Source organism: Vibrio pectenicida (assembly GCA_024347015.1).
GTDB classification, from domain to species: Bacteria; Pseudomonadota; Gammaproteobacteria; order Enterobacterales; family Vibrionaceae; genus Vibrio; species Vibrio pectenicida.
This window is the reverse complement of the sequence record AP024889.1, coordinates 95441-115891: the sequence shown is the minus strand read 5'-3', so window position 1 is coordinate 115891 and position 20451 is coordinate 95441. Positions and strand designations below refer to the sequence as shown.

The window sequence follows — 20451 nt, the reverse complement described above, 5'->3', positions numbered from 1 at the left end:
TAATACTACTAAAAAATCCCCGCACTGCGGGGATTTATATTACCATACAAGGTTACTTTTTTGCTTTAGCAAAAGCGGCAGCAAAAGCACCACCCATAGCATTATTTGATGATTCATCCTTACGGTTTGACGACGAGCGACCTTGATTATTACGCGGAGGCGCTGAACGTTGTGATCGAGTATCTTGCCCAGGCTCATCAGTAAGACGCATAGACAAGCCAATTCGCTTACGCTGAATATCCACTTCCATCACCTTAACTTTGACAATATCACCCGCTTTGACAACTTCTCTAGGATCAGAAACAAAACGGTCTGTCAGAGCCGAAATATGTACTAGTCCGTCCTGATGAACACCGATATCCACAAAAGCACCAAAGTTAGCCACATTGGAAACGACACCTTCCAAAACCATTCCCGGTTCCAAATCAGAGACCTTATTAACACCATCGGCAAAAGTTGCCGTTTTAAACTCAGGGCGTGGGTCACGGCCCGGCTTATCAAGTTCTTTGATGATGTCAGTCACTGTAGGTACACCAAAATTTTCATCGGTATAGTCAAGCGCATGTAGGCCACGTAAAAATTGTGTATCCCCAACTAAAGCATCAACCTTCTTACCGTTTTTCTCTGCTATGGTTTTGACGACAGGATACGCTTCTGGGTGAACCGAAGAGGCATCAAGTGGATTCTTACCACCCATGATGCGTAAGAAACCAGCACATTGCTCAAACGCTTTCGGCCCTAGGCGAGCAACTTTCTTCAACGCTGTACGAGCTTCAAACCGGCCATTATCATCACGATAATTCACAATATTCTGTGCGATAGTGCTAGATAGCCCAGCAACTCGTGTCAATAAAGCCGGGGATGCCGTATTTACATCCACACCGACTGCATTCACACAATCCTCTACGACAGCATCTAAGCGTTTCGCTAGCAATGATTGGCTTACGTCATGCTGGTATTGACCAACACCAATAGATTGTGGATCAATTTTAACCAACTCCGCAAGAGGATCTTGCAGGCGGCGAGCAATTGATACAGCGCCTCGCAATGACACATCTAGATTAGGAAACTCTTTCGCTGCAAGCTCAGAGGCAGAGTAAACCGAAGCCCCAGCTTCACTGACTATTATCTTTTGCACTTTAAGGTTGTAGCGTTTAACTAACTCTGCAACGAAACTATCTGTTTCACGCGAGGCAGTGCCGTTGCCAATCGCGATTAAATCAACCTTATATTTTTCGACTAAACTCGCCACTATTTGGGCCGATTTATCGTACTGATTTTGAGGCTGATGTGGGTAGATAGTATCTGTCGCCAATACTTTACCGGTCGAATCTACCACAGCAATTTTAGACCCAGTCCTAAGCCCAGGGTCCAACCCTAACGTCGCACGAGGACCTGCGGGTGCAGCCATCAAAAGATCTTTGAGGTTGGTGGCAAAAACTTCTATAGCCTCAAACTCTGCGCGCTCTTTCATTGTACCCATTAGCTCGGTTTCCATATGCATTGACACCTTTACGCGCCAAGCCCAGCTAATCACCTGTTTACGCCACCCATCACTAGCTGCCTGACTGAGTGAGATTCCATAATGGTCTGAAATAATATTTTCACAATAAGACTGACGAGCGTTTTGTTCCTGCTGCGGATCCGCATTCATGTTTAAAGTTAGGAAACCTTCGTTTCGACCACGCAGCATAGCCAGCGCACGGTGAGAAGGTACTTTGTTAATTGCTTCGGAGTGGGAGAAATAGTCTTTAAACTTTTCTCCCTCTTGTTCTTTACCTTCAACCACTCGAGCTTCAAGTTCAGCGTGGCGAGCTAGATATGCACGTACCTTCTTAAGCAAATCAGCATCTTCTGCAATTCGTTCCATTATAATCGCACGCGCACCATCAAGCGCGGCTTTAATATCTGCAACACCTTTCCCCAAGTCGACATAGCCAGAAGCTTGCTGCTCAGGGTCATAGTCTGGTTCGCTCCATAACTTTTCTGCCAAAGGCTCAAGTCCAGCCTCAATCGCAATCTGCCCTTTGGTTCGGCGCTTAGGTTTATAAGGCAAATACAAGTCTTCCAAACGTGTTTTGCTATCTGCTTGGCAAATATCTGTTTCCAGCTCACCGGTTAGCTTGCCTTGCTCTTGAATCGATTTGAGAATAGTCTGACGACGATCATCCAACTCTCGTAGATAGACTAGTCGGCTATCAAGGTTACGTAATTGGGTATCATCTAGCCCCCCTGTCACCTCTTTCCGATATCGTGCAATAAACGGCACAGTATTTCCATCATCGATCAGATTAACAGTCGCAGTAACTTGCTCTAGGCGGACATTAAGTTCCTGAGCAATCATTTGGCAGATAGCTTGGCTCATCCGGTGATTCTCTTCATTCTTAGTGAGGTCATTTGTGTATAGAACATTGGGGTCCTTGATAGAATTTGCAATGTTTTTAATTAAGCTTGATAAAATTTACCAATTGCTGATAGACATCCATCAGATTTATGTCAAAACTGGACTTAATTAAAACTTATACCCTGAATATCAGATTCACTTCTGTACTTTCACTCACACGGGACACTATGATGAAGAAAGCCTCTTCTGCCCTAGCCCTAATAGGGACTCTACTCACAATGCCACTTGCTTGGCAGCAATCTATAGCTGCAACCACACAAGACCCTATTTACCAACTCGATGGAAAACCTGTTCTGGGTAGAATAGAAAATGTCTACTACAGCGATATACCAGAACTCGCTCAAGTACCTTTTGCTGGCAAGATTGATACTGGAGCTGATAGTACCTCTATTCACGCCGAAAATATTCGTGTCTACAGTACACACCCCGACTACAAAAACCTAAAGGGAGATAAATTACTATGGGCTGTTATAAAGGATATTGGGGGGATAGACATTGTATGGACAGAAGATGATTTTAAACCCTACAAAGTGAAAGTCAGCTTCACTCTTCGCCATCCATACTCCGGTGAAGAGATATCGATAACCAAAGACTTGAGACGAGTCAGCGCTATCCGAAGTCGAACTAGTCAGAAGCCCATTCTACGCCCTGCGATAAGACTCTCTTTAACGATTGCCGGCAAAAAAGTAGAAACTTTGGTTAATTTAACCGATCGCTCTCACTTCTCAGCTCCCATATTGATTGGTAAAACCTATCTTAATCACAATGCCTGGGTTTTAGCGGGGTACGATTACCTTCAAGAGCAACCTAACGCAAGAATGATTGGCAAAAAAGACTTAGTCAGCATCTCTGATACACCTTATAAAACTAGTATATCAACCACAGCTCGCTATACCAGTGCCCACGCGCTAAACATTCAAATAGACAAAAAGAATAAACAGGTCTCTTTTTCTCTAGAAGGTGAAAATAAAAAGCGTCAAGCCATGACTCTCCCCCTAGTTCGTATGCTCAAAACTAGCAGTGCTGAACGTCCTCTGGTTTACCTCCCTGTTAAGATAGATAAAACTCACACTCAGTACTGGCTAGTTTATTTGCGCGATCGAAGTAAGTTCAGTTCTCAAATAAGAATTGGTAAAGAATTAGCCAGTCAATACTTTGTGATTGATACTGACAATGAAAACTTGCTCGATGATGGACAATTATTCAGCTCAGCACTAAAAGCAGGTCCTCTTGTTATTTCACCGCAAGAATCCATAATATTAGATAACATTACCCTCCCAGCACATCCGACTTTTGCCGTTAAAACGCCACTACTTCGCGTCGATAGTTTCGAACTCACTAAAAAAGACCAACAAGAAGTCGTCACTTTCTATCTGCCTAAAGCCACAGGTAAAGCGGAAAAGTTAACCAAAACTGTTATTAAAAAACTCAAAGTAGGTGATTCTGTTCGCCCCGTTGTGGAAGGCGACTTTTTAGTTGGCAATCAAGAACAATCAATACGTTTTGCTCTCGATATACTCGACAAAGAAAAGCATCAGCAACCTTTTTTTGTCTTGGGCCATAATATAGCCAAAGGCGGTGTGCTGCTCAATACACGTTCAGACCACCTGTTAGATAACGAACCGTTATTTAAAGCAGGTCATATTGAAGTCGCGCAAGTCGAAGGCATGTCTTTTCCTGTCAAACTCGATACTGGCGCCGATGTGAGCTCAATCAATGCTAAAAACATCAAGCAATTTAAAAAAAATGGTCAGGAAATGGTTAGCTTCATCTATGAAAACGATGCAGAAATGAGCCAAAAGTTCACCAAACCAGTAGTTGATGTTATGCGTATCAAGGCAAAAAAGGGAGAGAAAGCTAACGTTCGTCCTGTGATTGAAATGCGGGTTAAGCTTGGCGAGCTAGAGAAGAAAATTCGAGTAAACCTCCAGGACCGTAGTCGCTTTCACTACAGTATGATCTTAGGTAAAAATTTCCTAAAACATGGCATTATGGTCTCCAGTGAAGCCAACTATATCATTACTGACAAACCCGATTACGAGAAATAACGTGTCTTTTGCAGTCGTGCATAAGCACGGCTGCTAGTTCATTGCTCATTAGTATCATCCATTTGATAAACAATGTCGTTTACAAACCACTCTCTCTCGCCCTCAGGTGTTCTTACCATCACTTCATCGTCCACTTCTTTCTTAAGTAAAGCCCTAGCCATAGGTGAATCAATCGAAATATAACCTTTGGCATCACCATAAATTTCATCAGGACCAACAATTCGAAATTTTTTCACCTCTCCAACTTGGTTCTCCACTTCAACCCAAGCGCCAAAAAAAATCTTACCTTCTTGCTGAGATGAGCAATCTATCACTTTAACTTGTTCTAAACGCTTGCGAAGATAACGCACTCTACGGTCAATCTCACGCAAACGCTTTTTGTTATAGTGATATTAGTGCTACTCAATTACTCATACTATTAAAGCACATTGATTAGCGAATAGGTCAGTTTGTTAGTGAATATCTACTTTATATCTGCTTACTGGAAAAAGTTATGTCTATGTACTAAATACTAATTAGTACATTTAATGACTATAGGTAAATGGGAGAGTTTCACATGTCCAAAGACAAAAACATTGGCGAAGGTTGGAATGAATTCTATAAGAGCTATCGAGAAGCAAGTCAGGAAGCGAGACGCTTAGAAATTCTTTCAGAAGATGAATATCAAAGTCTTGAAAAAAGAAGGCCTCATTTGCCTATGTGTATGACCAGTTATTATTCAGATAATTGGCCAGGGGGGCATCAATTTCTATCAAATAATAAGACACAAAAATGAGCTATGTCTTAAAGAGATTCGTTCAATATAAACCACACTCAACCGGTATAACCTTCACATTTCCGGCTCTGTTTAGTGATTCAGGTCTTTTGATCTCTCATTTACGCTTCCTGTACTCAAAGAGAAGTAAATCACCCTCTTGGCTGGAAAGAAACACATTTGCTGTTGAGTTACTTCTACAATTTATAGATCGTCAGCAGTTCAATTTTTCTTCAGCAACAGAAATGCTAAGAGCATTTGTTGAAGCTTTACAATTTGGAACCATACACGATGGAAGAGATGATTCCGAACTGTTTTGGTCTCCCAGAAGAAATGAAGATGTGAATGTTCTATTGCACCATATAACGAGTTATTGCGATTACATCGATATAATTCATGGTGTTGATTTACCTCAACTCAATCCAATGAGAAAAGCCACTTATGCGGAAGAACGCCTGCGTTGGTGTGCTTACTATCGGCGAAGTAGTAACTGCTTTCTAAATCACTTAGATAATTCATCCAACAATGATTTCTCGATATCCAGACAAGTTTACGGCCCACAACGACACTTTGTTGATGTTGAAGAGGTATATCGTTTCCCTGAGGAAGATATTGAACGATTAATTAATGATGGTTTTACTTCTAGATCGGGAAAGGTTGACTATGGCAGTCAACTAATTGTTATGTTGATGCATTATGGAGGTCTGCGCTTATCGGAATGTTTTCAGATATATACTGAAGATATATCTATTGATACTAAAACCTTTGAAGCTTTAATCTCTGTATTCCATCCAAGTGATGGGAAGGCTCCTATCGCCGGATTCACAACTAGACGTGAGTTTCTTGCTACTAAACATAGGTTAAAACCTCGTAATGAATACCCCAGAAATCACCGCTTATATTCAGGGTGGAAAAACCCGGCATTAACAAATCAGAATTTATCTTTCAACGTAATGTTTTGTCCCGAAGACAAAGCAATTGAGTTTACTAGTATTTTACAAAAATATCTCAGTAGTGAATCTAGGCGAAAATCATCCTCCCCCTTTCTTTTTGTTAACTTATCTGGAAACCCAGAAAGCAAGAAAAGCTTAATTCAAAAACACAAACGAGCAGTGAATCGCATAGGACTACAATCATCAAAATTCTTAGGGACGACACCACATGGGCATCGACATTCGTACGGTTACCGATTAGGTCAAAAAGGGTTCTCTCAGCTAGAGATTCAGAAAGCAATGCATCATAAAAGTCCAGATAGTTGCCTTGTTTATCTTCGACCGACTAATGATGAAGTTCGGCAAGTTATGAGGGAGAAACTGTAGTGAAAGAGCGAAAATTTTACCCAAATTTAATTGGAGCCCATGAAGCTGCCAGATGTCTGCATATTAGATCAATCAAAGACTATCAGAGACGTTATAAGCTTGACCCTCTTTTACCTTGCCACCCAAATGAAGTATACGCTGCAGAGTGGACTAACTGGTTTGATTTTTTGGGTAAAGCCAAGCCAGAGTTTTATCCAAGTTTAGCTGAAGCTAGTATGGCAGCACAGAAGCAAGGTATTGTATCTAAATGGAGATATCAACGTCTTCAGGGTTATAAGCTTGATCCTCGTCTTCCATTTGCCCCCGATAAAGTTTATAAGGCCGAGTGGTCCAGCTGGATGGATTTTTTAGGGCAAACAAATTCAGAATATTACCCAGATTTAGCAACAGCAAGCGAGGCAGCAAAGCGCCTTGGCATAGCGTCTGGTAAAGAATATCTAAAACGTTATAAGTCTGACCCGTTTTTACCATGTCAACCTCATGAATTTTATGCTTCAGAATGGAAGAACTGGTTCGATTTTCTGGGCAAGGTCAAACCAGAGCATTATCCTAACTTAGCCTCGGCCAAGGAAGCAGCACTACGTCAGGGAATCACATCTAGTGCTAGCTATCAAAAACATTATAAGTTAGACCCTCTTTTACCATGTCAACCTAACCTCGCCTATGCGGAGGAGTGGCGCGGCTGGGCTAATTTTTTGGGTAAACCTAAATCTCAGCATTATTCAAGTTTAGCTGCGGCCAGAAATGCAGCCCAAAATATGGGTATAGTTTCTCAACCAGACTATAAGAAGCGTTACAAACTTGATCCTCTTTTACCAGCACGACCTAATGAATTTTACATATCTGAGTGGACCAATTGGTTTGATTTTCTTGGCAAGATCAAACCCAACTATTACTCAAGCTTAATGGATGCAAGTAAGGCAGCACAGCTTCTTGGGATTAAATCAGGTAAAGATTACCTAAAATACTATAAACTAGATCCTCGCCTACCATCCACTCCATATAAAACTTATTCGACAGAATGGAAGAACTGGCCAGATTTTTTAGGCAAAACGAAACCTAAGTATTATCCAAACCTAGCTCAGGCTAGAAAAGCAACTAATCAATTAGAGATCCAGTCTAGTCATGATTATCAGAAACTTTACAAACTTGATCCCCTTTTGCCACCTCACCCTCATAACGAATATGCGACAGAATGGATCAATTGGTTTGACTTTTTAGGTAAGAATAAACCCGAGTATTATCCAAGTTTAGAGGAGGCCAGAGCGGCATTACAGCGACTGGATATCGTTTCTCAACGAGATTACCAGAAACGTTATAAACTTGACCCTCTTTTACCATCTGCTCCCCACCAGGTCTATGCAGAAGAATGGTCAGGATTTTCAGATTTTTTAGGTATAAGTGAATCAAGCTATTATCTGAATTTAGCGGAAGCGAGAAAGGCGACACAGAGTTTAAATATTGTGTCTCAATTGGACTATCAACAGCGTTATAAGCTTGACCCGCTATTACCATTTGCACCCAACAAGATTTATGCGGAAGAATGGATTAGCTGGATCAATTTTTTATTACCTACAAACATATCAACCTTAGAAGCATTTAGAGTTGCTTGTACTGTACTAGGAATAAAAAACTCACAACAGTACAGAAATGCTAGAAAAAAACATAAACAAATCCCAGCAAAGCCGGAAAAAAACATTCCAGAGTGGACCAATTGGTATGATGCTCTGGATATACCGAGGCCATACCAATATGAAGAGCTAGCTTCATTGGTTAGAAAAAATAGCATTACCAGTTTAAAGCAATATAGAAAATTTCGTATTGCATCGAATGATCCTCGGATTCCGGTGAAACCTGAAGAGCACTATCAAGGCAAAGGCTGGACAAATACATTTGATCTTTGGGGAATTCCTCGTCCCTATCAAGTTAAATACTTTAAAGAAGAATGGCACCTTTGGGCTGAGCATATAGATGAATTTTTGAAATCGGCTAAAGGTGGTGATACCAAAGCAAAAGATTTGTGCGAGTTTATTCGTGAATATGTCGAACCTCAGAATTTTGAAAAAAGTCCTTTAGAGTTTCTCACGAGACGTTCTACTAATATTCAACCGATGCTTGATTTATTTTCCGACGTTTCTGTAAACAGGAAGAAAAAATGGCTGTATTCGATAAATGAGTTTTTGAACTGGATTCTCAAAAAATATTTGCTTATAGAAGATACAGACACAGGGGAAATAACACCAATTAAAGGAGCAAATAATCCATTTTCGCACGTTAACTTTGATGGAGAAATATCCCCCCAGGTTGCTAACGAAACCAATAAGCTAGCATTACCTTATCAATTTGTTAAATCGGGACGAGAATGGATATTCCCTGCTAATTCGATTGATAAAAATATTAATTACAAGGATTTAGCTCATTTACATTGCTTTCCCTCTGATTGGATTCAAATTGATGATGTGTCGTTACTTGATGAAAATGATCCAGACTGCGTATTTAAAGTAGAAGATGGCAAAACACTGCTCTGGCTTCCAATGTATTGGACATTTACTTATTCTCTCATGCAGTTACCTGCTCGAGGTCGGCAAATTATCTATAGTGACTCTGGTGAGGCTGATCTTGAGATTGCTGATTTTAAGAAAAAAAAGGTTATTTGGAAGAGAAATAAAGAAAAGCTAGCAGGTTTAACCACTAAGCAAGGCATGGTAAGTAAAGCAAAAAATGATGACTTTGGTGTACATTATACTTCCAATAAAACCAAATTCGATGGTTCTGGTTATACTATTCCGTTTATGCCGATCGATCTCGCTTATTGGCTAATTAAACTAAGAAAATGGCAAAGCAAGTACAACCCTATCAACGAACCAACAAAATGGCTTGATTGTAAACGAACTAACCTAAACGAAGTACAACGAAAACAAAAAGGAATAAATTGCTTTTTATTTCGAGATTACCACGATAAAGAGCCTGGTACATTTGGTGGAAGACTTGCAACTAGGCTTGCTGCAGCACTATTTTTTTCCGCAAAAGACGATATAACTCTCGCAACATATAAAGGTCTTAAATATTCCGAAGTGATAGAAGAGCTAAATGATAACAATGATATCCCTCTTTCACATTTTAAATCTGAATATACTCCTCATTCGATGCGTGTGAGCTTAATCAATGCCTATGCTTATGAATTCGGCCTCCCATTGGAAGTCATAATGAAGCTTGTTGGTCATTCAAGCATAATTATGACCATATACTACACCAAAAGTGATAAAACAGGCGCGAGTATTCGTGAACGAATGACACTGGGGGATAAAGAAGCAGCTAAGCATGCAGTAAAAACGCTAAAAACCTTTGTTGAGCAACAACGAATCGAAGAATGTAAATCCCAATTGGTTGGTTCTTCAGTAGATTTTTTAAACTCTCTAGACAATTCTCGTCCCGCATCAAGCTATCTATTTAAGGACTTTGGGATTTGCCCCGTAGGATGCGCTTTTTGTAGCGAAGGGGGGAGCCCTGTGGCAACAAAAGCCAATATATTCCATCCCGTGCCAGCTGGTTACTTGGGTGAACAAAACTGTCCTCAGTGTCGATTTTTTGTTACTGGTCCTGCTTTTATGATGGGACTCGCCGCTTTGCTCAATGAGATTAGCCTGAGTGTGCACACTCAATCCTTCCGCTCTGCGCAATTAGAACAGAATCTCGATTCAGTGGTTGAAAAAATAGAAGTAATAAGTCATGAAATTTATAAATTAAAAGTAAACGATACGACTAAGAGCTTTTTGGAATCAGAACGAAAAAAGCTGGTTGATGAACGTTTCCACCTAAATACTGAAATAGAAACTCGAGCAAAGAAATTAGACCTTTATATGTCAGATATGAATGCTATTCATCGCCATTTATACAACTGCCAACAAATACTAAATGAACCTGAAAGTAACGGTGAAAAAAAACTTCAACTTGTTGTTCCACACCAAGCTCAACTTGGATTTGAATTGGATGACGTAAGCAATTTTCACCAACTTTCCGAAGTGTGTGAAAATGCTGAATTGTACCACTGTTGTAGTGATGAAATTGCTGTCACAAGACGCTCTCAAGCGCTAGACAAGATGATGCTAACCAATGGTATGCAACCTCAATTTTTCCTACTGAATGAACAAGAACAATTAGCTGTAGGTAACCAACTAACCCAGCTTATGCTTACAAGATTAAAAGGCTGGGAGAATGTCGATAAACTCATAGATGGTAGAGTGACCTTAAAAGATCTATCAATCAATGAGCTTTTGGGCGAGAAGAGCATACTGGATTTGTTTAAGCAATCTAAACCAATAAAAAGGATCGTTTAGTATGAGTATGACAACAGCCCTCAGCCCAGAAAAGGTTTTAAAACAACTAAAAAACAATGCTTCCTCACGAACTCAAAGCTCTCTCGATGCAGTTTTTACTATCTGTAAAGAACAACAGGAACGTGGATTAAATGACTTTAGTTATTCAACCATTGCTCGTTTAGGCAAAGGACGGGGGGTCCCAGCGGCTCAAAGTATAAGAAACAAAACTGGAGAATCCTATCGTACCTTGATAGCAAGTTTTATATCAGCAGCTCCTGTGCCATCGACCACACAAGCAAAGGCTCCTTTAAAAGGAAAAAACTATTCATGGATTGATGAGCTTGAGGATCCTGTTGTCAGACTGCAAGCAAATATCCTGTATTCACAGAAGAAAGAAGCAGAAAAATTACTACAAGAAGTCGTACCAATTAATCAGGTCATAGAAGTATTTGATGGAGTAGGTTCAAGTCCATCATCTTGTAAGCTTACAGAGCTAGAGAGAAGTGCATTAGAGTATATTTTGTCACCAGAGTTTTTACGCCGCAACCAATTGGAGCTTGGGGAAAATGGCAGTATAGTCTCGTCCGATAAGAAGAAATCTTTTTTACCTGTCGCAACAATCGATGCCATAAAAAAGGCTCTACAGTACATTTAATTAATCTGGATTATTGAAGTGAAAACCAAATTGATAACCCGAGAGGGCTACAACAAACTGAAAGCTGAACATGATCACTTATGGAACGAAAAACGTCCTGAAATTACTAAAATTGTAACTTGGGCAGCAAGCTTAGGAGACCGCTCCGAAAATGCTGACTACACCTTCAATAAGCGTTTACTTCGCCAGATAGATAGGCGAGTCCGGTTTCTCAGAAAATTCTTACCTGAGGTAACAGTGGTTGATTACTCCCCACAACAAGAAGGTAAAGTTTTTTTTGGAGCCTGGGTTGAGATTGAAAATGACTCCGGTGATGTGAGGAGTTTTCGCATCGTAGGTCCAGAAGAAATCTACGGGGGTACCAAAAATTATATATCTATCGATTCTCCAATGGCACGAGCGCTACTAAAGAAAGAGGTGAATGATGAGTTTACTGTTCATACACCTGAAGGGGATAAAGAATGGTTTATCAATTCAATTGAATATGAGAAATAACTATAAGGAACCTTAAATAGATAAGGCTATTTTGTTAAATCCTATTTTGGTTCAACGACTTGGGACAGTATTGGATTGTTTTTATGGCAGCAAATCACGCACATCGCAACCAAGAATGCTTGCCAACTGGTACGCTTTTTCTAGAGTGATGTTGACCTCCCCTCTTTCTATGCGACCGACATAGCTTCGGTCGATGTCTGCTGAAATAGCCAATTTATCCTGAGATATACCTTTGAGCTTACGCTCTCTACGTAAGTTATCCCCAAACCGTTTCGCTAAGTCTTTCATTTTTAATGGTACTCAAAATGAAAGAATATCCTTCATTGCGGATTTTATAGCCACGGACTATAATCCGCATTTTTAATTCGTAGTTGAGCTCTTATGACGAAGAAAACAGCGATTAATGAATACATTTTTACCCTATTCATCGAGAAAGGACTTGATGGATTAACTGTTCCTGCCTTGAGGGACGAACTACTAACGATTACAGGAGAATTTAAGGACATAACGGAAGCGCGTAAATTTCTTTATCGTCAGTTATTGCCTTTAGAAAAGAAAGGACTACTTTGGACTAAGGGCCAAGGGCGGACAAGAACATACCACAAATCAGATCAGTTCAAAGAAACTGTATTTAAACCGAAAAAGCGTAAGCAACAGAAGCTAAAAACAGTCGTAAAAAATTCGGATGAAGTACTTACTCTTGATGAGCTGACTTTGGAACGACGAAAGTATGAAGCTGAACTTGCGATAGCTTTAGCTGAGATAGAAGAATTTCAACTATTGTCTGAAAGGTTACCTTCGCAGAAATCATCATTGTTAAAACTATCCGAAGAGACTAGAGAACGTTCTGTTAGATATCTAGCCAAAATAAATGTCCTTAATCACGTCCTAAACTTTAGTAATTGTGGGGAAGTAAAATGTTAAGGCTATGGCAAGAGGAGTGTGTTGGATCGGCTTTAGAAAAGTATCTTGCTGGACATTCGCATTTTCAGGTTCAGGCTACTCCAGGGGCTGGAAAAACGGTGGCCGCTGCCGAAATCGCCAAAAGGCTGTATGACTTAGACAAAATTGACCTGGTCCTCTGTTTTTCGCCATCATTAACGATTTCTGATGGTATCAAAAATACCTTTTCATGGCGCTTGGGATGCTCTTTTACCGGTGGACTTGGCTCAATAGGCGCATCGTTTACATACCAGAGTATGAAATACCTTAGAGACAGCTTTTGGGAAACAATTAAAAAGCACCGCGTATTGGTTGTATTTGATGAGATTCACCATTGTTCAGGTGATGAAATTGAAAATGCCAATGTATGGGGTGAGCAAATTTTGAGACAAATTCAAGGAATTGCTGCGTTTACATTATCCCTATCTGGCACTCCTTGGCGCTCAGATTTATTGCCAATTACGTTAGCACAGTATTCTGACACAGAAGGACGTATCCACTGCGATTATCAATACGGTTTAAAGCAAGCGATTATCGACAAGGTCTGTCGTTCACCTAAAATTGTACTAATTGATAATGATCGCTTATCTATCTCAGAAAGTGGACAATCGAAGTCATTTTCGTCAATTCCTGATCTTTTAAAACAATCCGCAACTCCGTATCAAAGCATTTTACAAAATATTGATGCAATGACCTATGTACTTGGTCTTGGTTGCAAAAAGCTAGCAGAAATTCGTATGGATAACCCTAATGCCGGTGGTTTGGTTGTTGCTTCATCGGTAGGACATGCAATCGAAATTCAGAAAATTTTGGCTGAGACATATGAGCAAAGCACAGAGGTAGTCACTTACTGTCATGAAAGTCCATTAGAGAAAATCAACGGGTATCGGAACAGTACAACTCAATGGATTATCAGCGTTGGAATGATTAGTGAGGGTACCGATATTCCACGTCTACAAGTTTGCTGCCATTTAAGTTTTGTGAAAACCGAACTTTATTTCAGACAAGTTTTAGGGCGGATTTTACGGACGAATGCATCCCCGAACCAACAAGCATGGTTATACACTTTTGCTGAAGAAAGTCTGGTGAGCTTTGCAGAGCAGATCGAGCAAGATATTCCGGACTCATGTCTGTTTATCAAACCAGATAGTTTGCTGCATAGGCCTCCAGTATCTATTCCATCAGAGCAAACCTATTTCTCCGAACAACAGAAGAGAAAAACTAATATTGGAAACAATCAACTTAGTTGGAATAAAGAGTATGCGGGAAAGCAGTCAGCCATATCTGCGTGCTCAACCTCTCCTAGGCAGTTGGACTTGGGAAATTTCAAAGAGCGTGTCATCGCTGCATTTTTATAACTAATTCAAATTACTCTTATTCTACAACCAGCATTAAGGAGTTGATATGTTCTATATAGGTGTTAGTCATTACTATGCGACAGGTGAAGGCCTCACAATGTATGTTGCTAGCGGTAGCGAAGAATCAATACGAGCAGCCATTCCAGAGTATTTTCATCTTGGGCTCATTATTTTAACCCCTTCCGAGTGGCTAAAGGCCGCTGCAGGGGACTGTGAGGATGAATATCATCAATCGGAAGCGGAAGATCTGAAAACCTATTTACCACTCTTATGGAAGCAAATTGAGGAAAGAGCGTTAGAGAGAGGATGTCATCTGGACTTTTTCATGAAGCACCATTTTAACTATGCCTAATACGGACTAGGTGGTTTCAGTGAAGATTTTATATTTTGATACACTTAGTTTGCTGGCTCTTCTCCTGCTAGGTTGTATGCGATGAGCAAGAAAAAGTTGACCAAAACAAAGCCAGATTGGATATCTTTCGCCGACGAAGTTGAACGGGTTACCGATGATTTCATGTCTGACCGAAATGAGGCTGGTTCAAATTTGGTGAATCGACATACCTTTGTTTCAGACCTCATGTCAGCTCTAGATAGTCTTCCTGACGGGGATATTGAGCTTTGCGATTTAGCAAATGAAATTGGTCGAGTCATTGCTAATTTGAACTCACCAAATAAGGCACTCTTACGTGAAGTAATTTATGGTGTTGACATGATTAGAAAAGAAAGGGGAACTTCGAATGAGTAAGCTTGATGAATGGGTCGACAACAATATGACATTAACCAGTATCATCATAATGGTTATGGGCCTAACACTCGGATACATCCTTTTCTAGTATCAATTACTAAGGTTTCGAGGAAAAACTCAGTCGTTGCAAATTCTGCAATAACTCCGATCTTCTAATTGTGCAACAGCCTGTTACACAAATCAGTCAGAATCAAAGATGCCCAATTGCTTGTTACGAACTGAACTGTATATGAACATGGTAAGAGGGCGTTCAAAAATCTGTGTCAGCTAATTTTGGCTAGATATCTAAGACGTCATCCAAGCGCCCATCAAAATGAATCGCTAACTGAGACAATGTCATATTCCAGTTTTGGATTGGCATTGTCCACTTCTTAGAAGCGTTCAATATCCCAGCGTACAGCAGTTTTAGCAAGCTATTTTCGTTCGGGAACCCACCCTTAGTTTTAGTCAGCTTACGGAACTGGCGATGTACTGCCTCGATAGCATTCGTGGTGTATATGGCCTTTCGAACGTACTCCGGGTACTTAAAGTAAACCGACAAATTGGCCCACTTGTTACGCCAAGAACGAAGCACGATTGGATAGTGTTGCCCCCACTTGGACTCTAAGCGATCCAACTCCACCTCAGCCGCTTCTTTACTGACAGCTCGATAGACGGGTTTTAGGTCAGCCATGAACTCTTTTTGGTGCTTGGACGCCACGTACTTTAAGGAGTTGCGGATTTGATGAATCACACACTGCTGAACCTCAGTATCAGGGTAAATGCTCGCAATGGCTTCAGGAAAACCGGTTAGACCATCGACACAGGCAATCAAGATATCTTCAACACCACGGTTATGGAGATCCGTTAACACAGACAGCCAGTAGTTCGCTCCCTCTGACTCGGATAAGTACAACCCAAGGAGTTCTTTCTTACCCTCAACCGTGAGGCCTAGGATAGTGTAGATAGCTTTGCTGACGTAGCGGCCATCTTCTCGAACTTTATAGTGGATAGCATCCAGCCAGACAAAGGGATAAAGCGCATCCAGCGGTCGTTGCTGCCACTCCTTAAGCTCAGGTATCAAACGATCGGTAACGCTCGTGATGGTCGCTTCAGAGACATCAATACCGTACATGTCTTCGACATGACCACGAATGTCACGATAGCTCATACCGAGCGAGAACATGGATAAGATCTTACGGTCGATCTCGTCAGTCAGTTTAGTCTGGTTCTTCTTGACTAGCTTCGGCTCAAACGAGCCTTGGCGATCGCGTGGTGTATCGAGTTCAAATTCACCGACAGAAGATTTCACCGTCTTCTTACTAGAGCCATTTTTACGGTTCGGTTGTTCATCCGTTTCAAGATGTTGCTCTAGCTCTGCCTTTAAAGCAGCTTCTGTGATTTGTTTGATGAGAGGTGTTAAAAAGCCATCTTTCCCCGTCAGATCTTGTCCTGATTGGAGAGCTTTAATGGCTTGTTCTAAATCGAAGTCTTTGGTCATATGTCATTCCTGTTTTGTATATTCTACTGAAATGACACAGATTTCTAAACACTACCGATTTTAATCATACACTCACGCTATAATCTAGGCTAGAAATGTAATACTTCATTAATTTCAAGTCCAGCTTTCCATTTTTAGTGGGGAGAACGATTTTAGTTTCTTTCATTCTATCCATATGCCACTTTCTACCATAACTAAACTTGAATTTATTTAGTCTTATTATAGGTATGATAAACAGTGCTATATATTGATTGAAGTCTTCAAAATATTTTTTTCTTGGATATAGGACATTTACGTCATCTGACGCCCAAAAATCTTTAGGTTGATAGAATGCTTCGCCTACCGAACCATTGTAATTAATTGTAATAACATTGCCTTTATGTATGGCTTCTTGTCCTACACTGTTTGTTAGACCATTATTACTATCTGTTGAGCCAATAAAGGGAGTCTTACCACTCAGCATTTTTGCTTTAGTTAAACGTTTCCCCTTTTTTATCTCGAACAGTTCTTCTAGTGTAAACTCTTTCCAAGAGCTTACAGAGTCCAGAACTTTCTTTTCAGTCTTAACTAAGGCAGCATCCGCATTCGCATATTCAGATAAATTAGTGTCATTCACCCAAGAAGGAAAGTCGTCGAAGTGAGGAACTTCTAAATCCTTTAGAGTCCTGTTTGCTTCACGTCCAAAAGCACTATACCTAAATCTATTTTTCGTAATACACACACAATAAAACAGTTTTTGTTCTCGGCTAAGATCAAACTTGGGAGTCAAGACAGCCACGTTTTGTCCTGTATAAAAAGGACGCTCCTGAAGAAACGCTGACAAGACATAAGTTCCACCAAGAGTGACAGTAATAGAGCCTGGTTTTAGTGCAGCTACGCCCTCAACTGGATCAACATAGCCAACGATACCATTATTTTTCGAACTTCTTGATACGAATGCAATTGTAGAGTCTTCGCTACTACTCATCTTATTCATATCAAATTTGGTACCGTAGGTTACATTAAATATGTCTTTTAGTTTAGTTTTCATCTTTGATATTATTCATTAATTTGAAAAGTGCATAGTTCTTAACAACTTCTTCGAAATCTTGTTTAGTTAATGTCGAGTAGTCTGTTTCAAGATATGCTTCTGCTACCCATTCGTCATTTGCGTCTACATAAGCAGTGACTGACTTACCTTTATGAACTTCATTATTTCGATATGCTTCTAACCATTCGTCTTTGATATCTTGCCATTGGTGATTGTAATCAATTCGTCCCATATGTTTAGTTTTCACATATCCGTCATCACGCCAATAACCGAACCATGTTTTTTTATTCGTTTCACTGTGCGGCTTATGTGCTTCAAAAACAACGATACATGTTATCGTCCCTACTGGGTAAAAAAGTTCACTAGGCATAGACATAACAGCTTTTAACGTATGTTTTTCTAATATCTCTTGTTTAGCTTTGTTTGGACTTATCACACAGCTTACTGGAATTATTGCTACACCAAGACCACCCTTTTCGAGAAGGTCTAGCATTTCTTTCACAAAGTAGAGTTCGTGTAGCTCTGCATCACTTTTTGACTGAGCATAAGGAGGGTTCAACAAACCAATGTTCGGTCTTTTTACACCTAATGCGGAATCAGGATTTATAATTGCTTTCTTTAACGTTGGTTCGAAACAACTACTTTGGTGTAAGTTTGCTTTGCCGTCACCTCGTAAAATCATATTGCTTGCAGCTAATGCAAACATTTTAGGGCTGTTCTCGATACCGATCAGACGGTTCTTTTTAATGTCTAAACGTTCTTCTTCCGTCATCGCTGTTTTCAGCATTCGGTGCATTGCTGAAATCAAGAAGCCACCAGTGCCAGCACAGATATCTATAACCGTGTCTTTTTTAGTAATGTTGGCGATATCACAAAATAGTTCTGTTACGTGTCTTGGAGTCAAGACAATGCCAAGAGCTTTCTTATCTCCAGCTGTGTATTTTAAGAACTCACCGTAAAAATGACCAACAACATCAAAGTTGTGATAAACGCTTATAAATGGCCAGACATTATCGTTGATTTCTTTGATCACTTCGTAAAGAACGCCTTTTGGATACTTTTTAGCGATTTTTGCATCAGGCTTGCCTAAATTCGGCTGTCCAGCAACAGCCGCATAAGGTTGAAGCATTGTGTCTTTTTTAGCCTTAGGAATGTCAGCTTTATCAAGTTCGTCTTTGATAGCTTCTAGCCATTTTCTAGGCATATCCTCTGGACTGTAATATTGGAATGAGTTTAAAAATGGTTGGTTCATTAGTGCAATCAACGTTCCACTAACTAGCAAAGGCTTATCTTCTTCTGATATTTTCGCTGCTGTCCAGATTAACTCGTGGAGATCCCTTGCAAAAGCTAATAGATCACTGTGACGTTTTCTTTCAACTAATGGGTCAAAAGAAGCCAAACGATAATAATCTTCGAATGAAAGAATATCTTTAACTTCGATACTATCTTCATTAGTCAGGATTTTATGATCTTTACTTCCACAAGGTATCAAGTAATTAGATACTTTTGTATAGTCCTCTGACGTGCCGCTAACAGCCAAGGCTAGAACAGTGAAGTCTTTTGATAGATACCTTGCGTAGTGCAATACACCGTCAACGGCATAGTCTTTTGGCTTGTCTAAATCTGGGCTTTCGTGATACTTCGTGTCAGCTTTACACTCAACCACTATTAAGAAGTTAGGATCTGACTCCCAAGTGATAATAAACTCTGGATAGCCGCCTTTACCTGTTTTTGCTTTACTTGCGGATTTTAAGAGGGTTTGAACTCGCTTGATTTGCGATTTTTGTTCTTCAATGACTACGCCATTGTCGGCTTCATAGTAGCCGTTTTCTCTCAACTTCTCTCTTACATAGTTTTCGGTAATTCTTTCATTTGCCACAAGTAATCCAACCACGTTTAACTTTAAAATTTGGTCAGGATTATACCTAATCGAGTCGAATACTCTATGCATTATCTTATTAATGATGTTGGTTTAGTGATGAACCAATGTCATAACCTGCTGCAAATAATAAGTGTTGTAGGATAAGAGATACATACACAACGGAGATTAGTGGTTTTCCATACCTCTAGTTATTCATGATTTGCTAATATTCGCTTTTCCGAAACTCATTTTTGTCCAAAACCTTGTTGGGCGGGCTCTAGTACCTATTGTGATCACCAAGCGATTCTGCCGTGCCTAAATATTGCTGCAAGAGGGTCTAGCAACATTGTGATGGAAGTCGTTCCGTACAACCTCTTTGACACAGAAGTGTGTTTAGCCGTAGTAAAATACTATTAATAAAAAGTCAGATGAACATGTGCTTGGGAATACCAAAACGCCTAGATAGTGCTTGTATATGACTTGTGGTCAATTTTCGTTCACCTTTTAAAATTAACGATACTAATGATTTACCACCAACCTCCGGCAAATCGCCAAGCTTTAGACCATATTGGTCAATGATTACTGACAACATCGCTTGGCCTTTATCTAGCGAGTCTATGTGCTCATTGAATTTTTGAAATAACTCTGAATTGTCTTCGTAGCGCTCAATAACGGGAAACAATAAATCAATCAGAGGTTTGTTGGCATCGTAATCCGTTACCAAATTACCCATTAGCTTAATCAACTCCTGATATTGTTGGTTAGATTGAATCCCAGCCAACCACGGCATTTGTGCGTTAATCTCAAACGATAATTCTTTAAGTGATTTAATATCCACAATCCATTAACCCAAAAACGAGCACATAAAGAACATCCTATATAGATTTGTGGTTATTTACAATTTGTAAACATAATCGGATAGAACTCTTTCCTCCTAAAGAAGTCAAGATACTGCAATATTGTACAATGTGACTTCACACTAGGCAGGTATCAATATCGCGCCAATTTTTAAAACCTTAGCCATCAATTTGTCCCTCTAAA

16 protein-coding genes and 1 pseudogene are annotated in these 20451 nt (G+C 40.1%); 10 read left to right on the top strand and 7 right to left on the bottom strand.

What is annotated here, in order from left to right:
- Nucleotides 1-52: 52 nt before the first annotated feature.
- Nucleotides 53-2365: a Tex family protein gene (locus tag OCV27_RS00540; RefSeq protein WP_125319492.1), complete on the bottom strand. Its 2313-nt coding sequence runs from the start codon at nt 2363-2365 to the stop codon at nt 53-55.
- A 206-nt stretch (nt 2366-2571) separates the two neighbouring features.
- On the opposite strand from OCV27_RS00540, the gene OCV27_RS00535 reads away from it, so the two are divergent.
- Nucleotides 2572-4452, top strand: a complete 1881-nt coding sequence (locus tag OCV27_RS00535; protein WP_245986614.1) for a putative ATP-dependent zinc protease — start codon at nt 2572-2574, stop codon at nt 4450-4452.
- A 38-nt stretch (nt 4453-4490) separates the two neighbouring features.
- On the opposite strand, the pseudogene OCV27_RS00530 reads toward OCV27_RS00535, so the two are convergent.
- Nucleotides 4491-4844: pseudogene (locus tag OCV27_RS00530) on the bottom strand (GreA/GreB family elongation factor); the annotation flags it as partial.
- Between the two features lie 164 nt (nt 4845-5008).
- Between OCV27_RS00530 and OCV27_RS00525 the strand changes: the two are divergent.
- Genes OCV27_RS00525 through greB form a run of 5 tightly spaced genes read left to right on the top strand, consistent with a single transcriptional unit; the run spans nt 5009 to nt 11994 of the window.
- Nucleotides 5009-5227 carry a hypothetical protein gene (locus OCV27_RS00525; protein ID WP_185759722.1) on the top strand — a complete coding sequence of 73 codons (219 nt, stop codon included), beginning with the start codon at nt 5009-5011 and terminating at the stop codon, nt 5225-5227.
- Complete coding sequence (gene gmtY / locus OCV27_RS00520) at nt 5224-6525, top strand: gamma-mobile-trio recombinase GmtY (RefSeq protein WP_125319495.1); 1302 nt, start codon at nt 5224-5226, stop codon at nt 6523-6525. Before OCV27_RS00525 ends, gmtY begins: the two co-directional genes overlap by 4 nt.
- Complete coding sequence (gene gmtZ, locus OCV27_RS00515; protein ID WP_125319496.1) at nt 6525-10862, top strand: gamma-mobile-trio integrase GmtZ; 4338 nt, start codon at nt 6525-6527, stop codon at nt 10860-10862. Before gmtY ends, gmtZ begins: the two co-directional genes overlap by 1 nt.
- Before the next feature lies 1 nt (nt 10863).
- Complete coding sequence (gene gmtX / locus OCV27_RS00510) at nt 10864-11499, top strand: gamma-mobile-trio protein GmtX (protein ID WP_185759723.1); 636 nt, start codon at nt 10864-10866, stop codon at nt 11497-11499.
- An 18-nt stretch (nt 11500-11517) separates the two neighbouring features.
- Nucleotides 11518-11994, top strand: coding sequence for a transcription elongation factor GreB (gene greB / locus OCV27_RS00505; protein WP_022609498.1), 477 nt, complete (start codon nt 11518-11520; stop codon nt 11992-11994).
- Between the two features lie 81 nt (nt 11995-12075).
- Here greB and OCV27_RS00500 read toward each other — a convergent pair whose 3' ends face one another.
- Complete coding sequence (locus tag OCV27_RS00500; protein ID WP_011149149.1) at nt 12076-12282, bottom strand: helix-turn-helix domain-containing protein; 207 nt, start codon at nt 12280-12282, stop codon at nt 12076-12078.
- Nucleotides 12283-12375: 93 nt separating this feature from the next.
- Between OCV27_RS00500 and OCV27_RS00495 the strand changes: the two genes are divergently transcribed.
- The 4 genes from OCV27_RS00495 to OCV27_RS00480 all read left to right on the top strand — a co-directional run bounded on the left by OCV27_RS00495 (nt 12376) and on the right by OCV27_RS00480 (nt 15039).
- Nucleotides 12376-12918: a phage tail tape measure protein gene (locus OCV27_RS00495; protein ID WP_125319497.1), complete on the top strand. Its 543-nt coding sequence runs from the start codon at nt 12376-12378 to the stop codon at nt 12916-12918.
- Complete coding sequence (locus OCV27_RS00490; RefSeq protein WP_125319498.1) at nt 12912-14294, top strand: DEAD/DEAH box helicase; 1383 nt, start codon at nt 12912-12914, stop codon at nt 14292-14294. Before OCV27_RS00495 ends, OCV27_RS00490 begins: the two co-directional genes overlap by 7 nt.
- Nucleotides 14295-14340: 46 nt before the next feature.
- Nucleotides 14341-14646, top strand: a complete 306-nt coding sequence (locus tag OCV27_RS00485; protein WP_125319499.1) for a hypothetical protein — start codon at nt 14341-14343, stop codon at nt 14644-14646.
- An 81-nt stretch (nt 14647-14727) separates the two neighbouring features.
- Nucleotides 14728-15039 (top strand): AbrB/MazE/SpoVT family DNA-binding domain-containing protein, encoded by a 312-nt coding sequence (locus tag OCV27_RS00480; RefSeq protein ID WP_245986616.1) that lies wholly within the window; start codon nt 14728-14730, stop codon nt 15037-15039.
- Nucleotides 15040-15316: 277 nt separating this feature from the next.
- Here the strand turns inward: OCV27_RS00480 and OCV27_RS00475 are convergent, their stop codons facing one another.
- The 4 genes from OCV27_RS00475 to OCV27_RS00460 all read right to left on the bottom strand — a co-directional run bounded on the left by OCV27_RS00475 (nt 15317) and on the right by OCV27_RS00460 (nt 20248).
- The gene (locus tag OCV27_RS00475) at nt 15317-16519 is read right to left on the bottom strand and encodes an IS256 family transposase (RefSeq protein WP_125319500.1); all 1203 of its coding nucleotides are present in this window, start codon (nt 16517-16519) and stop codon (nt 15317-15319) included.
- 64 nt (nt 16520-16583) lie between these two features.
- Complete coding sequence (locus OCV27_RS00470; RefSeq protein WP_125319501.1) at nt 16584-17549, bottom strand: restriction endonuclease subunit S; 966 nt, start codon at nt 17547-17549, stop codon at nt 16584-16586.
- A complete protein-coding gene (locus OCV27_RS00465; RefSeq protein WP_245986619.1) occupies nt 17539-19428 on the bottom strand; it encodes an HsdM family class I SAM-dependent methyltransferase in 1890 nt (629 codons plus the stop codon). The genes OCV27_RS00470 and OCV27_RS00465 overlap by 11 nt, the downstream gene beginning before the upstream one ends.
- A gap of 406 nt (nt 19429-19834) precedes the next feature.
- On the bottom strand, nt 19835-20248 hold the full coding sequence (locus tag OCV27_RS00460; RefSeq protein ID WP_245986621.1) for a helix-turn-helix domain-containing protein: 414 nt from the start codon (nt 20246-20248) through the stop codon (nt 19835-19837).
- Nucleotides 20249-20451: the final 203 nt, after the last annotated feature.

Bases quoted from the DNA above. Each gene is read 5' to 3' on its own strand.
- OCV27_RS00540 (WP_125319492.1), bottom strand. From the start codon at position 2,365: ATGAGCCAAGCTATCTGCCAAATGATTGCTCAGGAACTTAATGTCCGC.
- OCV27_RS00535 (WP_245986614.1), top strand. From the start codon at position 2,572: ATGATGAAGAAAGCCTCTTCTGCCCTAGCCCTAATAGGGACTCTACTC.
- OCV27_RS00525 (WP_185759722.1), top strand. From the start codon at position 5,009: ATGTCCAAAGACAAAAACATTGGCGAAGGTTGGAATGAATTCTATAAG.
- gmtY (WP_125319495.1), top strand. From the start codon at position 5,224: ATGAGCTATGTCTTAAAGAGATTCGTTCAATATAAACCACACTCAACC.
- gmtX (WP_185759723.1), top strand. From the start codon at position 10,864: ATGAGTATGACAACAGCCCTCAGCCCAGAAAAGGTTTTAAAACAACTA.
- OCV27_RS00500 (WP_011149149.1), bottom strand. From the start codon at position 12,282: ATGAAAGACTTAGCGAAACGGTTTGGGGATAACTTACGTAGAGAGCGT.
- OCV27_RS00495 (WP_125319497.1), top strand. From the start codon at position 12,376: ATGACGAAGAAAACAGCGATTAATGAATACATTTTTACCCTATTCATC.
- OCV27_RS00490 (WP_125319498.1), top strand. From the start codon at position 12,912: ATGTTAAGGCTATGGCAAGAGGAGTGTGTTGGATCGGCTTTAGAAAAG.
- OCV27_RS00485 (WP_125319499.1), top strand. From the start codon at position 14,341: ATGTTCTATATAGGTGTTAGTCATTACTATGCGACAGGTGAAGGCCTC.
- OCV27_RS00480 (WP_245986616.1), top strand. From the start codon at position 14,728: ATGAGCAAGAAAAAGTTGACCAAAACAAAGCCAGATTGGATATCTTTC.
- OCV27_RS00475 (WP_125319500.1), bottom strand. From the start codon at position 16,519: ATGACCAAAGACTTCGATTTAGAACAAGCCATTAAAGCTCTCCAATCA.
- OCV27_RS00470 (WP_125319501.1), bottom strand. From the start codon at position 17,549: ATGAAAACTAAACTAAAAGACATATTTAATGTAACCTACGGTACCAAA.